A 16,675-nucleotide genomic window follows, 5' to 3' on the forward strand; every position below is an offset into this window, starting at 1 on the left:
TAAATGTAGCCATGATGTTTAGCATGGCTACATTATAGCTGATCACAAAAATCTATAAACTGCGTTAGCAACGGGTTTTTATATTTGTCTTTATGCATTACTAACCAAAATTGCCTTTGCATAGGGTGGTTTAAATTAAGTTTTGTAACGCGGCCATCTTGTAAAGCGTATTGTGCCGCGAGTGACGATAAACATCCCAGCCCTAACCCTTCAGCAACGCTGTTGATCAATGCCTCTGTGGTATTGAGCTCAAAACTTTGGCTCCAATTATCGATATGTGTAGCGAGGTTTTGTAAAAAGAATGAGCGTGAACCAGAGCCGGCTTCCCTTAATACCCATTCGCTGTTTGCTAAGTCATTAAAACTAAGCTGTGGTTTTTTAGCTAAAGGGTGGGACAGCGGCGCAATAATACACATAGTGTCTTTACTAAACACGGTTGAGACTAAGTCGCTTTGCTGGGCTTGGCCCTCTATTAGTGCAATGTCGAGTTCAAAATCGCGCAGTTTTTGACAAATAAGCTCAGAATTTGAAATAAAAACTTGCTGTGAATAATGCAGCTGTTGTTGGCGAAATCCACTAAGTATAGAGGGTAACACATGATTACCAATGGTATCGCTGGCACCTATTTTTAAGGTGCCGCTGGCTTTTGCGTGGGACGAAAAAAGCGTATTAATATCATTTGCTCTGTGCAGTAATTCATCGGCCAAGGGCAGTAATTTTTGCCCTTCTTGATTTAAAATTAAGCGATGATTTACTCGGTCAAACAGTGGGTGACCTAACTGCTTTTCAAGCTCGCTAAGCGCCATGCTCACCGCCGCTTTAGACAAGTAAAGCCGCTCAGAGGCTGCGGTAAGTGTTGCATGCTGAGTAATACCTACAAACACTTTAAGTTGTTTAAGAGAAATATTCATGAGCTTGGTGTTTAATTTTTATGAACATGTGTTCTATATAATTAGATTTAACTAAACAAAATGCAAGGTTAAACTTCTTTATAAGATAAACAGTGAGTGTGGAGTATAAACATGTTTAATTATATAAAAGCCAAAGTAATAACCGCACCTACCCCAATGGGTGGATTAGCATTAGGCATAGCCAGCCTTGGTTGGGCTTGGGAAAATATGTTTAATGTAAATGGCGCAGCGCAATACACTGGGGCGGCAATTGCGAGCGCATTATTATTAATACTTGGCTTAAAATTTTTACTGTACCCACACTTATTAAAGGCCGATTTAGCGCACCCTGTTGTAGGTAGCGTTGTGCCTACTTTTGCTATGGCAACGTTGGTGGTATCTAATTCGTTAGGGCACGTTAATCCATTAGCAGGGGATGTGCTTTGGGTAGGCGCATTTTTATTGCACTTGGGATTTTTATTGAGCTTTATTATTCATCGTGTTCGTGAGTTTAAAATTGAGCACATGGTGCCAAGTTGGTTTGTACCACCGGTGGGTATTATTGTTGCCGATGTCGCGTTCTCGGGTAACCCAGCACTGTTGTTTTTAGCACAAGCAGCACTTTATTTTGGCATGTTAATGTACGCAGTTATGTTGCCGTTAATGATTTACCGGATAATATTTGCTGAGCAAATTCCTGATGCTGCACAGCCCACATTAGCTATATTAGCTGCGCCGGCAAGCTTATCGTTGGCGGGGTATTTCACTGTAGTGACCCAGCCGTCGCCAGTGATAATTGGGGGGTTATTTGGTATTGCCATACTAATGACACTCATTATTTATACGGCATTTTTTAAATTACTACGCCGCAGGTTTTGCCCTGGGTTTGCTGCATTTACCTTTCCCATGGTCATTGGTGCTACGGCGTTATTTAAACTCGCGGATTGGATGCTAACTATGAATGTTGATGTACAGTTTATAAACCAAATACATCATTTAGCGGTAGTTGAATTGCTAGTAGCAAGCGCTGTGGTTGGCTATGTAGCGATCCGTTATACGCATTATTTTAGTTCCTTGGCTTTAAACGGCTTGAAGGTGTGAAATTGTAATAGTATGAATACAGAACGAAGAGGCAATAATGAGATTTTGCCTCTGCGGTTAATTATTATTTTAGCGGCAAGTAAATATCAGTTATTAAATCACACTCATCTACTTCATGAATGAGATTTAAGTAATGAAAGAAGCACGGAAAATCTCTAACTTCTTCAGTGCTGTTTGGTAACCATTGACGATATAGATAATAAACAGTGTCGCTGATAGTGTCATGACTGCCAAAGTGCTTGACTAAAGCGCAGCGACCTGCCGGGATCTCACCATTTCTTACGCCATATTGATTATCGCTAATTGGTTGCTTGACGCTGCCGGCGAAGTCAAAGCGAAAATCGTTGTCGTCAGTCACCGCAGGATCGCTATAAGGGATGCCATAAGTATCACTGGTTTTTACCGGTGATAAGCCTGACTCTTTTCGCCATTTAATAAACTGTGCGGCTGTTTCCATAAGCTTAGTGGCCGAACCGTTGTGGGTAAGCAACGCAACAGCTTGCGGTGCAAAGTGAACAATTTCTACTTTCATATTACTAACCTTTAATTCAGGTATTTTAAAGTCAAACTGCGCTTGCCAATGTGGCCAGTTTGGTGTGCTTCTGAATTGAGTTGGGGATTGAGCAAAAACACGTTTGAAAGCACGACTAAAAGCTTCAGGACTTTCAAAACTTGCCTCTAATGCAATATCAATAATGCGTTTGTGATGCTCAAAAGCAAGCCGATAAGAGGCGCGCTTTAAGCGAGCAAATTGCGTGTACTTAGTAACGCTTACCCCCATTATTGAGATAAATAAACGATGAAAATGAAATTTAGAACAATAGGCAACGGCACTTAAACTATCTAATGTAAGTGGCTCATCAATATGGTGGTTTATATAATCACAGACATGATGGATGCGCTGTAGGTGCGTGTTTTTCATAGTTACTCGTTATACTTTTATTCAGAAGTGGCGTCAGTGTGACAAAGTAAGAGAATGCCTGCCTGATTGAAATTGCTCAAGTTGCTTTTTAAATAAAAAAGAGCCCAAAGGGCTCTTAACTGGGGGAATTAATAAGGATTGATAGGGGAGTAGAAGTTATTGTTATTACCATTAATGCTCACGTCTAGTTGCATACCATTATGAGCGTGGCTAACCACATTGTAATTATCACCAGGTAGTAGCTTTACTCTATTAATATTTTGATAGTTTACTGGGCTCCCACATTGCAATGTCACTCTTTGCGTATTAGCCGTTTCTTTAAAGATGTAAACTTCATTGCTGCCGTCAACAACACCTGTACCAGAGGCATCGATGAACAGTGAGGTTGCCTCACTGGCTGCAATAGAAAAATACTGATTGCTGTGATGGCCTAAAGACACGATGGCACGCCCCATTCTGTCACGTTCTTGGAAGTGCGTATCGGTTAAGCTGTTGTTTAATACAGGCACATCAATAAATCGACTGCTGAAGTTAAGTGTTTCGTGGCAAAAGTCAGTGACTACTTCATCTGATACTGCGCCAGCAACGCCATCTGGGTCGTACACGCTGTTTGCCATTAACGCCATGCCTGCAGACGTTCCGCCAACGACACCGCCTTTATCAAAAACGTGTTGCACAGCGGTTTGTACTTTTGTACCTTGCCATTGATTAAGATAATCTGATTGGTCACCGCCTGCAATCCATACAAATTCGGCGCTGCGGATAGCCCAGTCAACATAGTCATCATTCGCTTTGTTGCGAGTATCAATGATCAGTGTTTCTACTGAGTCGGCATTCATTAAGTTCAGTAAATAATCGTTGTAGGCGTCAGTACCTGAGGTTCTAAGCACAACAACATCGGCACCGCTGCCAACATGGTTAGCAACGCGATTACTAAATGCTTGATCAACATCGCTGCCACCACCCATCAGTAATACAGCACCTTGATCAGCTGTTAATGTGCTGCATGAATCAGCACTGCCACCTTGTAAATATGCTTGTAATGAACTTGGCTTTGCAGGGCGAGAGCTATAGCCACAATCACCGCTGCCACTTCCGCCACCGGTGTTACTACCTTCACCAAAATTGACCGTTAAATCGTACCAACCTGTACCGGAGTAACGCGTTACTTTTACATAATAAGTACCCGTTGATTGTGCGTTATAACTGCCTGTTTCTGGAACATTACTGGTCGCCCCTTCGGCAACAGCAGATCCTATTTCTTGGTATAATGCCCAGTCAAAATCATCGTTAGTGTTGTGCTCAAGGCTGACCTCAATAGGCCCGACTTGAGTTACTTCAAAGCTAAACCAATCAGTATCATTGCGGCTCAACGAGCCTGCAACGGTGGTATTACTACAAAGTGGGGAATTTGCATTGCTTTCAGTGTCGTTTGATTCAACTTCGTTTGTTAAACAAGCATTACTTGCAAACGAAAAAAACATGCACGCGGCTAGTGATCCATTAAGAATTGAGAGTTTTCTTTTCATTATTGTTACCTGAATTTTAATTACATAGAAGCCTTCCTACTGCGAGGCATTATTGCTTTTAAATTATTCAGGTTTTTTTATTCGTCGAACCATTCACTTAAATGATAGTTGACAGAACATTCTTGAGGAGCACTAGGAGCGATAATAAATAGTTTGTTCATTTATGCCTCCTAAGTGATTATTGGTGTGTTTCAGCATTGTTGCTGAATATTCAATATTACAGTTGGATGTGCAATTTGCAACTATTTATTAACCTTTATTTCACTTCGTCTCAAGTTTTTGTTTTTATTGATTTATCAACACGCTTCATCGTTTAAAGTGTCTATTTGCTGTTCTTGAGCGAGTAGTGCCAATCTTTCACGTTCAGCTTTAGACACATAAGCAGGCTTATTACTTTTATGTAATTTTGCATTTGCGCGCTTATCTTTGTTATTAAACTTTGTAACGATTTTCTTTCTGCGATTCATGATTGACCCCATAATTTTAAGATGCGCATTATACTTCGTTGTATGCAAATATGACTAATAAATTTATAAAATGTTTGTTATGTGGGCATTTTAAATGCTCTAACACATTAAAAATTTAGTTGCTCAAAAGTAACAAGATTTACTGATAGCTCATTTATTTTAGAAACTCAACTATCCCTATAATATTATCGTTTATATCTCCTGCGTTTTCTGTAATACCCCTTACTAATTTGATGACTAATCTTGCTCTTTTTAAAATTCTCAACTATTAGATATTATTGAGTTTTGTTACTAAATGGTAGTGAATAGTAGTCACAATTAAAGTGTGGCTGTTAAAGAGTAGTGTTGTTAATTCTATGATTTAAATAGCTAATAAGAATGATACAGTCAAAGGATAAAATGATGTTTTTTAAGTCAAAGAATGCTGTTTTAGATAAACATAAACAAACTGACCCAATGACCTCTCAGGCTCAAAAAGAGCTAAATGCAATTAAATCTAATATAGCTTTTATTAGTTTTACAGTGGATGGCATCATTGTTGATGCTAATAAACATTTTTTAGATGTAATGGGGTTTAAGCTTAGTGAGATTGTTGGCCAACATCATAAAATATTTTGTGATTCAGACTATGTAAATTCTGAGGACTATCGCCATTTCTGGCAAGATTTAAGTGCGGGAAAATCATTTGGTGGTACTTTTTTACGTTTTACAAAAACTAAGGTTCCTATTTATTTAGAAGCAAATTATTTTCCAGTTGTAGAAGATGATGGCAGCGTAAGTAAAGTTATTAAAATTGCCAATGACATCACGACTATAAATAATGTGTTGAAGAACAAAGATGCAATTCTTAATGCGCTAGATCTATCGTTAGCAGTCATTGAGTTTGATACACAAGGAAATATTTTAGATGCTAATGAAAACTTTTTATCAACCGTTCATTATTCACTTGAAGAAGTAAAAGGAAAACATCATAAAATATTTTGTGATAAAGAGTTTTATCTTAAAAATCCAGAGTTTTGGCAGAGCCTTAGTAAGGGACGATTTAATTCAGGTCGTTTTAAGAGATTTAGCAAAGATGGTCGCATTTTGTGGCTTGAGGCAACTTACAATCCAATCTTTGATGAAAACGGTAAGGTATATAAAGTTATTAAGTTTGCATCAGACATAACAGAGCGCGTTAACTTAGCATTTAACACGATTGATCAAGCTGCGACTATTTCAGAGGAAACCAGTCAAGTAACTTCCAATGCAGTAAATATTTTAGGCTTAGCTGTTGAAACATCAAAAAACATTGCTGAACGAGTTAATAATGCAACGGCAACAGGGAAAGAGCTTAAAATACAGTCTAAAAGTATAGTTGATATTGTGGTTACTATTCGATCTATTGCAGATCAAACAAACTTACTTGCACTTAATGCTGCAATTGAAGCTGCTCGAGCTGGTGAAGCTGGACGTGGCTTTGCTGTCGTTGCTGATGAGGTGCGCACACTTGCAAGTAATACCGCAGAATCGACCGCAGAGATAGGCCGTGTCGTTGAGCAAACTCAAGCGTTGATAAGTCAAATGGATGAACTATTAGGATCTGTCGCTGGTATTGCAAACGAAGGGCAAGAAAGTATTTTAGAAGTATCTCAAGGGTTAAGTGAAATTACGCAAGGGGTTAAACGTTTTGTTGAAATGGTTGATCAGATGAAACCTTAAGTTTCTTACAGCCTATTATTTACCTAGCTGCTTTGCTCTATGTTTTATTAATAATAAGTTGTCGGTCTATCGCAAAGCATTGTTCGTTATTAAGCCAGAGCGTTATAATTGTGATTCTTAGTTGTTAATTGAATGGGACTTGTTTTGAAAAAATTAGCTTTAGCTAGTATCGCTTTATTGGCCTTTAACGCACATGCAAAATTAAATAAGATTAATGACAGCGTTGCTGATTATGCTGTAAATACCTACCAAAGTGCGCAAATTCATACCTTAGCTAATTTAGTATCATTCCCGACGGTTAATAAAGACGGCATCAATACTCCTGATAATCCCGACTTTATTGGCTTTAAAGCTTTGTTAAAAATGAAAGCTGCTGAACTTGGTTTTGATTACCAAGATTTAGGTTACACCGTACTTATTGGTATGGGGCAACAAACTGAAAAGGTAACCATAGTAACCCATGGCGATGTGCAACCTGCCAACGCAAGTAAGTGGAAAAAAAGCCCGTTTGAAATAGATAGTACCTCAGAGCCAGGTAAATTAATTGCGCGTGGAACAGAAGATGATAAAGGTGCTATCGCGACCGCTTTATATGCAATGAAAGCTATAAAAGATCAACAGATCACACTTAATAATCGTATTGAGTTGATGATTTACTTAGCTGAAGAATCTGATTGGGGTCCGCTTGAAGAGTTTATGAAAAGCTATCAGCAGCCTAAATATGCGGTTACTATTGATGCGTCATACCCGGTGGTTGTCGCGGAAAAAGGTTGGAGCTTAATTGCACCAACGTTTAATGCTACCTCAGCACAAACAGGAGTGTATGTAAGTGAACTTACTGGCGGCGCTTTTAAAAGCCAAATACCAGAAGATGCGAGTGTGGTGTTACATAACGCCGATACTGCGTTAGTCAGCAAACTTAAACATGCAGCGAGTGCGCTTAACGCTGTGGAATTTAACTTTAGCGAGCAAGCTGATGGTGTTGTTATCAGCGTAAAAGGGTTGTCTGCTCATTCATCAGAGCCAGAATCTGGGGTTAACGCCATTGCTTACTTAGCGGAAGCTTTTAAAGGTATTGAGCTTGAGAATAACAGTGATGGTCAAGCAATTGCGTTTATTAATCAGCTAATTGGTCTTGATATACATGGCAAACAGTTTGGTGATATTGCTTATAAACATGACTTTATGGGACCTATGACAGTAGCACCAACGCTTATTGAACGTGATGGTAATGAACTCACACTCGCTGTGAATTTACGTCGTCCAATGGGTAAAGATGAAGCGGTATTACGTACGCAAATTGATACCGCACTGAGTAATTGGCAAGTGAGAAATAACGTAAAGTTATCTGGTGTTGATGTGGTGATTGGCACGCCAATGTTGCTCGACAGCGCACCTCATGCACAAGCATTATTAGATATTTTTAAACACTTTACCGGTGATCAAGAGGCTGGATTTGTATCTATTGGTGGCGGTACCAATGCAAAGTTATTTGATAATGCAGTATCGTTTGGGCCATCAATGCCAGGCAAGCGCTACACCGGTCACTCAGAGCATGAGTTTATTACCTTAGAGCAACTTAAGTTAAACCTTAAAATGTATACAGCAATGATGATAAAGCTGGGTAATATGTAACTTAGGTCGTCATACACACAAAGTAAAACGCCGCTAAATTGCGGCGTTTTTTTACTTCTAAGTCGTTAATTAAGCTAAGTTAACGTTTCAAAGTAGTCGTTCATTTACAATTTTTTATATTAACAACGTTGATTTTCCATAAAACACTTAACATTTACGCGACTAAATGATAAAAAGTTTTATCGCCTACTGCGTTTAAAATAAATGGATAGTTGTAATGATGGAATTTTTAAACTTAGCGCTTACTTTCCCCACCGTTATTTTTTCAGCCCTGTTGTTAGTTGTGATGTTGTTTTGGCTAATAACCCTTATTGGCTTTGCTGATATTGACATGTTTGAATCAGATCTAGAAATTGAAGCCGATGCGTCGCAAAGCTCAGGCTTGAGTTCATGGTTTAGCATGGGGTTTGGTGGCATACCAATTACTGTATCTATTAGTCTCGTAGTGATGAGTAGCTGGTTGATCAGCATCTATGCCCATAAGTTTTTTGCCTACCTGTTAGGCGATGGTATGTGGTTTTATATTTTTGGCGTGCTAATGCTGGGCGTTTGTTTGCTGATTGCTATGCCAATTGCGGCCATTATTTCTCGGCCATTACAGCGCTTTTTTAGCAGCGCACAAACCTCGCAAAGTTCAGATTTACTGGGTTTAGAATGTGTTGTTGTTACTGGCAAAGTAACAAATACATTTGGCCAAGCACGGGTTAAATTTCAAGGTACTGAGCAGTTACTTGAAGTTAGAGCTGAAAATGACGAGCAATTTACATCAGGTGACACAGCGGTGTTGCTTGAACACCTCAAAGAGCAACACTGTTACATTATTACCGCCAAACCTTGGTAATACCCTAGTTTATTTAGGGGTAAGTAACACATAATAAATCGATAATCACGTTAGGACATAACATGGAATTTTTAGATAATCTCATACCTATATTGACATTTGTAGGTATAGCAATCGCTGTTATTTTTGCTATTTTGCTAATTATCGGCAAGTTTTATCGCAAGGTAGAGCAAGGCCAAGCACTGATCATTAATAAAATGAAGAACGAGCCCGATGTCACCACTACGGGCGGAATTGTTTATCCTGTGATCCATAAAATGGAAGTGATGGACATTTCAACCAAGCGCATGGTGCTTGAGCGTAAAGATAAAGGCGGTTTGATCTGTAAAGATAATATTCGCGCCGATATCGCCATTACTTTTTATATTCGTGTTAACGAAAACAAAGAAGATATTTTACGCGTTGCTAAGCAAGTCGGTTGCGCCCGTGCATCAGAGCACGCCACATTGCAAGAATTGTTTGAAGCGAAATTCTCAGAAGCACTTAAAACTGTTGGTAAGCGAATGGATTTTGTTGAGTTATTTACTCACCGAAATGAATTTCGCGATAATATTAAAGAAGTGATTGGCCAAGATTTATCGGGTTATTCACTTGAAGATGTTGCTATTGATTACCTTGAACAAACGTCAATTGATAAGCTCGATCCGCAAAATATTCTCGATGCCGAAGGTATTCGCCGCATCACTGAAATGACAGCAGTACAAAATGTATCTACCAATCAATTGAAGTGTGATGAACGCGCTAAAATTGAGATCCAAAATCAAGAAGCCACCGAAAAGTCACTGGAAATTGAGCGTCAAAAGCAAGATGCAATGTCACGTCAAGTGCGCGAAATTGAAACCGTGAAAGCCCGCGAATATGCCGAAGCTGAAAAAGTACGCCAAGAAGAGCGCTTAAAATCAGAGCAAGCCCGCATTCAAACAGAAGAAGCGATTGGCATTAGCGAGCAAAATAAGCAACGTGAGCTTGATATTGCCGAACAAAACCGATTACGCGTTTTGGGTATTGAAGAAGAGAAAGTTGCTCGTTCACGTGAAATTGAAGTGATCGAACGTGAAAGAGAAACCGAAATCCTGCGCATCAATAAAGAAAAAGCACTGGAAGTAGAACGTAAAGAAATTGCCGATGTAGTGCGTGATCGCGTGATTGTTGAAAAATCAGTGGCTGAAGAAGAAGAGCGCATTAAAGATGTGAAAGTACTCGCAGGTGCAGAGCGCGAGAAGAGTGCGATGATCATTCGTGCCAAAGCCGAAGCCGAACAGTCATTAGTAAAAGATATCGAAGCTGCAAAAGCGCAAGAGCAAGCCGCAGAATATAAAGCTCGTGAGCTTGAAACAATGGCCAATGCAGAGCTTAGAATTGCTAATCAACAAGCTGAGTCGAAAAAGATTTTGGCGCATGCGCAACAAGTTGAAACAGCTGCTAAAGGGCTTGCTGAAGCGGATGTTATTAAAGCGAAGGCCGAAGCAAATGCAATTCAAGGTGAAACTGATGCTAAAGTAATGCGTCAAAAACTTGAAGCTGAAGCACAAGGTAATCGTGAAATTGGTTTATCTCAGGCGCAAGTACAAACAGCCATGGCTGATGCGAATGAGAAACAAGGTGAAGTGGAAGCGATTAACCTAGAGCGTAAGATGCGCGCCGAAGCAAAAGGCCTTGAAGAGAAGCTACAAGCCTTGAACGCAATGGATCAAGATGCTCGCGATTACGAAAGCTTTACGCTGCAGCTTAACCAGCAAAAAGAGCTCGTATTGGCAAAAATTTCGGCCAGCAAAGACATTGCTGAGCACCAAGCACATATTATGGCGAAAGCCTTAGGTAATGCTGATATTAATATTATGGGCGGCGATGGTCAGTTCTTTAATCAATTTATGAGTGCAATTAGTTTAGGTAAATCAATTGATGGCTTAGTTGATGAAAGTAAAACCGTACAAACCGTATTTAAAGATCACTTAAATGGTGATCGTAATTTAATTGAAGACCTAAAAGGGGTGTTAGCTGGGGCGAATGGCTCAGCCGAAACACTTAAAAACTTCAACATGAGTAAGTTATTAAAGCAGTTAAGTAATACCTCTGCGGCTGAAAAAAGCCAATTACTAAGCATGTTAGGCGGTAACTTAGGTGGTGGGTTAGATGAGAAAATTAAACTAGATCCAAAAGACTAGCTTAATTTCTAAGTTCTCTCGTTGTAGCCGCAATAGTTTAACTATTGCGGCTAACTTCTATTAAATTTCAGGATAGGTTTCATGACGGACGCAACTCAACAAGCGCTAGAACAAGGCTCGTACGATTTAATTAAACGCCGCTTAAATAATTTTGGTGCTAGTTTAAAAACGCAAATAGATGATGTAAATACACAGCGTATTAACGAGTTTGGTAGCACTGATCTACAAGTAAAAGGGCGTGTTCGCGTTCGTACGGAGCAAAATTGTACCCCGCGCGATATCGTGATTATTGGCGATAAAGTTATCTTTGCTTACAACGTATTTTTGGGATTAAAAAAAGAAACCGCAATCAGTGATGTATTTAGTGTACAAAAGTTGGTGGAGCAAGACGACCATTACGAAATTGAGCCTTACCCAGAGACAACGCGTTTTTTAACCGATAGTCGTTTTATTCGTGATTTTGAAGAACTGTATACCTACTACAAACAAACCAGCCTACAGCATTTATATCAACAAAATGGCAAGCTATTTGCTCTATTCCAAATCGGTGACAAGTTATCGGATGTGCGGGTTTTTCGCTGGGAAATTCACCCAGACAACACCATTAATTATATCGATAACCGAGGTGAGCGTGATATTCAACACGCACATGACTATGATTTTGAATGGCTCAAAACTGACCGAAGTAACCACATAGAAGGGCGCCACGCTCATATCAACATCGCGGACCAAGTGTTTGTTGAAACCATTGGCGGTTCACTGACCATTAAAATAGAAAACAGCACTGACACCGGTGAAGGGATTTATCAAGAAGCTGTTGATGATAAAAACCAATCCCTTGCTGACAGCGAAGTTGAGTACGCGCTGGTAGGCGACTTAGTGCTGCTAAAAATTCTCCCATACCGTGAAAAAACATGGCGTTACTTTATTTATAACACCCGCACTCAGCAGGTCATGCGCCAAGATGCAATCGGCAGTGCATGTGTTACTTTACCTGAAGATCACGGCATTATTTTCCCTGGCGGTTACTACTTACAATCAGGGCAAGCACGCTCGTTTGAAGAGCAAATAGAAGATTTAGAATTTCACCGACATATAAAGTCACCAAACGGCGAAGATGTTTTATACGTGTTTTACGAGCCAAGTGAAGGCCGTTACGCGCTATTTGCCTATAATATTATTGATAAAAACCTGCAAAATCCAATTTATTGTCACGGTTATGCTATTTACAACGATGGTATAACGCTGACTTTTAAAGCCGATAAAGACCAAGCGGAGCGAGTACATCCGATTCAAATTTGGCAAAGCCCGTTTGTATCGGCTGAATTTGCAGCCAATGCGCCGCCACTTACTAGCTTTTTTGGTAAAATAGGTAACCCCGATTTAGTTCGCGGTATTTCTGATTTATACAGTGTCTGTAAAGCCATTAGCGAGCAAAGCCCGACTTTATTTCATTACGAAGATTTAATTGCCCTTAGCCGGAATATCTTTGACCGTTACCATTGGCTTAACGAAAGCGAATTTGCGAAAATCGCACAAAACCTACACAGCATCAATGAAACCGCTGAGCAAGTGCTTGATGAGTTTGAAAAAGTCACCGAGATTCAAAACAAAGCCAAGCAAGCCTTGGTGGATATTAATAAGCAATACACTGATGTAACCCGAGAAGTACGTCCTGATAGCTTTAAAGTAGCACCGCAATTTGTGCAAGGTATTGATGCATTAAAAATGCTCAAAGGGCAAGTAATAAGCCTTGAAGATATTAAATATATAGATATTGCTGCACTGAATAACTTACAAAGTGAAATTGATACACGGCTGGTTGAAGTAAGCCAAGCAACTGCCGCGTTTTTACAACAAGACAGCGCGCTGGCGCCGTACCACGAAAAACTTAAAGAGCTTGAAGAGCTAAGCAGTAAAAGCGAAAGCGTTAGCGAGCTGAAGACCTATATCGCACAGTTAGATGCGCAAAGTGTAGAGCTGGATTTACTTAACCACACTATGCTTGATTTAGACATCGACGACAGCCGTGTGCGCACGCAAATCCTCGAAGATATCAGTGCTGTTTATGCGTTGGTTAATCGTGCTAAAGCGAGCATTGAAATCCGTCAAAAGAGCCTTGGCAGTGTTGAAGCTAAAGCTGAATTTGCCGCACGCTTTAAGCTTTTTTCGCAAAGTATTACCAACGCACTAAATAATGCTAAAACCCCAGAGGCGTGTGACGAGCAACTTTCACGTTTGCTTATTCAGCTTGAGGAGCTGGAATCGCAATTTAGTGATTTTGACGAATATCTGACAGAGATCATTGCCAAACGTGATGACGTATACGAAAGCTTTGAAGCGCATAAACAAAGCTTAATTGATACCCGTCAGCGCCGCGCATTGAATTTAGCCAATGCCGCCGAGCGTATATTGCAAGGCGTTAACCGCCGTGCGCAAAGCTTTACTGAGCTTGATGCATTAAATACTTATTTTGCCGCCGATCCTATGATCAGCAAGCTTCGTGCATTGACTAGTGAGCTTAAAGAGTTAGGCGATGAAATTCGTGCCGATGATATCCAATCAAAGCTAAAAGCCAGTAAAGATCAGGGCATACGTTCGTTACGTGATAAACAAGATATTTTCACTGACGGCGGCAATACAGTCAGTATTGGTAAGCACGCTTTTAGTGTTAATAAGCAATTACTCGATTTAACCTTATTGCCGCGTGACGAGCAGCTGATGCTGCACTTAACGGGTACTGATTATTTTGAGCCAATAACAGATGAGAAAAGCTTACAAACGTTACAGCAAAGCCGTCATTTGTGGCAACAAACATTAGTTTCGGAAAGTGAGGTGGTTTATCGTGGTGAGTATTTAGCTGCGCAAATATTACTCGCTTGTGAAAACAGTGAGCATTCGCTGACTTTTGCACAATTAGAGCAGGCACAGCGAGATAAACAATTATTGCAGCTGGTGCAAAAATTTGCTGAACCGCGCTATCAAGAAGGCTATGAAAAAGGCATTCATGACCACGATGCATGGGCAATTATTGACACCTTATTGACGCAAAAAAATAGTCTGGACTTACTTATTTATCCGGCTAGTTGTCGTATTATTGCGCAGTTATTTAGTGCGCAATTGTCATCTGCACAACTGAACGAATATTTCCATCAAGCGAGCAATGCTATTTTGATGGATAAACACTTTGCTGCGACCAGTTTTATCGGCACGTTAACTGCGCAGTTAAGTGAACAGATCAATGCCTTTTTAACTCAAGTTAGCAAATTATCTGCACGTTTTGCTGATTTATCCACTGACTTGGCCGCAGCTTATTTAGTGCAACAATTAGCGCAACAAAAAACGGCAGAGCAACAGCTATTTATCGTTTCTCAGCAAGCTAAAAATTTAGCTGAACAGTTTAGCAGTGACGCTAAAGCCAAAGGTTATAGCAACGAGCTTGCTCAGGCCTGTGAAAACGTAAAGCAAACTGATGAGCGGGCATTATTATTTTTAAGTTGGCTTAATGCGTACTGCATGCAAAATCCTAAAGTATCGGCAATGGTGCAAGCGGAAGCGGCTAACTACTTGCACCTCAGTGCCACCACAACATTAAAATACACTGTGTTGGACGTCACCCCAAACACCCAAGTTGAGCGTTTAATGGGGCAGCATAAACGAGTGCAAGAGCAAACTTTACATGTTGATTATGCAGAGTTTTATGCCAGAACTCGTAAATACATCACTGAGCAAGTACCGGCTTTTGAGCAGTATCATGCACTGCGCAGTGATATTTTAGCGGCGCAAAAAGAACGTCTGCAACTTGAGGAATTTAAAGCCAGGCCACTTAGCTCGTTTGTACGTAATCAGCTGATCAATAAAGTGTACTTCCCAATTATTGGTGATAACTTAGCAAAACAAATTGGCTCAGCAGGTAAAAACAAACGCACTGATTTAATGGGCATGCTATTACTTATCTCGCCGCCAGGTTACGGTAAAACTACCTTAGTTGAATACGTTGCTAACCGTTTAGGGCTGACTTTTGTAAAAGTAAATTGCCCGTCGATAGGGCACGATCAGGTGTCACTCGATCCTGCTCAAGCCATTAATGCTACTGCTGAAAAAGAGATTGCAAAAATCAATCAGAGCTTTGAAATGGGCAATAACGTGATGCTGTATTTAGATGATATTCAGCATACTAACCCTGAGTTTTTACAAAAGTTTATTTCTTTGTGTGATGGCTCAAGACGTATTGACGGGGTGTGGAACGGTAAAAGTAAAACCTATGATTTACGCGGTAAAAAGTTTGCCGTAGTGATGGCAGGTAACCCGTATACAGAATCTGGTGAGAGCTTTAAAATTCCTGATATGTTGGCAAATCGCGCCGATATTTATAATCTTGGCGATACCTTAGCCGGGTGTGAGCAAGAGTTTGCCATGAGCTTTATAGAAAATGCGCTAACATCTAATGCAGTATTAGCGCCATTGGCTAACCGTAACATGGAAGATTTATATAAGTTAGTGCGGATGTGTCAAGGCGAAGATATTTCATTAAATGAGCTTGAACACGGCTATTCACAAGCGGAAGTTAACGAAATTAAAGCGGTACTCAGCCGATTAATCACTATTCGTAATACCGTACTAAAAGTGAACGCCCAGTATATTGCCTCAGCCGCGCAAGATAATAATTATCGCACAGAGCCGCCATTTAAATTGCAAGGCAGCTACCGTAATATGAATAAAATGGCAGAAAAAGTCGTTGCTGCCATGAATGACGAAGAGCTAGAAAACTTGATTTGTGACCATTATCGTGGTGAAGCGCAAACACTCAGTAAAGGCTCTGAAGAGAACTTACTTAAACTCGGTGAACTGCGTGGCACCTTAAGCGCAGAGCAGCAGCAGCGCTTTAGTCAAATTAAAGGTGACTTTGTACGTTTAAATAAACTTGATGGCGCAGGCAGCCCGGTGATGATGGCGGTGGAGCAAATGGGCTATTTGCATCAATCACTGGAAGAGATTGCCGGTAAACTCAGTAAAAACAACCTAAGCCACGATTACAGCCAGTTATTACAAAGTGTTGGTGTGAATATTCAAGGTTTAGATAATAAACAAGCAATTAGTAGCATAGCGCAATCGCTTGATAATGGTTTTGTGCAAACGCCTTATATGGCAAGTTTAGAGCAATTAAGCCGTGCTATAGCTGGTAATAACTGTCAGCCACACTTGCAGGCGTTAATTGAGCAACTTGCAGCCCTTGATAATAAAGAGGCTGTGAATGCGCTAACTGCAGCGGTTACCAGTAACAATAACCAAACGTCATTTACTGAGCTTGTTAATGCAATTAACCAACAAACTCAAGGTATCAATAATAACAATGTGCAGGCTCAGTTTGAAAAATTGATTGCTGCATGGGGCGCGAAATAGCATTTAAATTAACTACTAAGG

9 protein-coding genes and 1 pseudogene are annotated in these 16,675 nt (G+C 40.2%); 6 read left to right on the forward strand and 4 right to left on the reverse strand.

What is annotated here, in order from left to right:
• Window positions 1-32: 32 nt before the first annotated feature.
• A complete protein-coding gene (locus H5154_RS00415; protein ID WP_182717031.1) occupies window positions 33-911 on the reverse strand; it encodes a LysR family transcriptional regulator in 879 nt (292 codons plus the stop codon).
• 111 nt (window positions 912-1,022) lie between these two features.
• On the opposite strand from H5154_RS00415, the gene H5154_RS00420 reads away from it, so the two are divergent.
• Complete coding sequence (locus H5154_RS00420) at window positions 1,023-1,991, forward strand: TDT family transporter (RefSeq protein WP_182717032.1); 969 nt, start codon at window positions 1,023-1,025, stop codon at window positions 1,989-1,991.
• A 64-nt stretch (window positions 1,992-2,055) separates the two neighbouring features.
• On the opposite strand, the gene H5154_RS00425 is transcribed toward H5154_RS00420, so the two are convergent.
• The 3 genes from H5154_RS00425 to H5154_RS00435 form a co-directional block, all read right to left on the reverse strand.
• A complete protein-coding gene (locus H5154_RS00425; protein WP_182717033.1) occupies window positions 2,056-2,913 on the reverse strand; it encodes a GyrI-like domain-containing protein in 858 nt (285 codons plus the stop codon).
• A gap of 128 nt (window positions 2,914-3,041) precedes the next feature.
• A complete protein-coding gene (locus tag H5154_RS00430; protein ID WP_182717034.1) occupies window positions 3,042-4,442 on the reverse strand; it encodes a pre-peptidase C-terminal domain-containing protein in 1,401 nt (466 codons plus the stop codon).
• Window positions 4,443-4,738: 296 nt separating this feature from the next.
• Entirely contained in the window at window positions 4,739-4,909 is a 171-nt protein-coding gene (locus tag H5154_RS00435; RefSeq protein ID WP_169020566.1) for a DUF2986 domain-containing protein, read from the reverse strand.
• A 471-nt stretch (window positions 4,910-5,380) separates the two neighbouring features.
• On the opposite strand from H5154_RS00435, the pseudogene H5154_RS24010 reads away from it, so the two are divergent.
• The 5 genes and pseudogenes from H5154_RS24010 to H5154_RS00460 form a co-directional block, all read left to right on the forward strand.
• Window positions 5,381-6,610: pseudogene (locus H5154_RS24010) on the forward strand (methyl-accepting chemotaxis protein); the annotation flags it as partial.
• A gap of 144 nt (window positions 6,611-6,754) precedes the next feature.
• Window positions 6,755-8,245, forward strand: a complete 1,491-nt coding sequence (locus H5154_RS00445; RefSeq protein WP_182717036.1) for a dipeptidase — start codon at window positions 6,755-6,757, stop codon at window positions 8,243-8,245.
• A gap of 217 nt (window positions 8,246-8,462) precedes the next feature.
• Complete coding sequence (locus H5154_RS00450; RefSeq protein WP_257325469.1) at window positions 8,463-9,086, forward strand: YqiJ family protein; 624 nt, start codon at window positions 8,463-8,465, stop codon at window positions 9,084-9,086.
• Window positions 9,087-9,148: 62 nt separating this feature from the next.
• Window positions 9,149-11,251: a flotillin family protein gene (locus H5154_RS00455; protein WP_145237480.1), complete on the forward strand. Its 2,103-nt coding sequence runs from the start codon at window positions 9,149-9,151 to the stop codon at window positions 11,249-11,251.
• Between the two features lie 81 nt (window positions 11,252-11,332).
• A complete protein-coding gene (locus tag H5154_RS00460) occupies window positions 11,333-16,654 on the forward strand; it encodes a DNA repair ATPase (RefSeq protein ID WP_182717037.1) in 5,322 nt (1,773 codons plus the stop codon).
• Window positions 16,655-16,675: the final 21 nt, after the last annotated feature.

This window comes from Pseudoalteromonas sp. SR44-5, assembly GCF_014163675.1.
Taxonomy (GTDB): Bacteria; Pseudomonadota; Gammaproteobacteria; order Enterobacterales; family Alteromonadaceae; genus Pseudoalteromonas; species Pseudoalteromonas rhizosphaerae.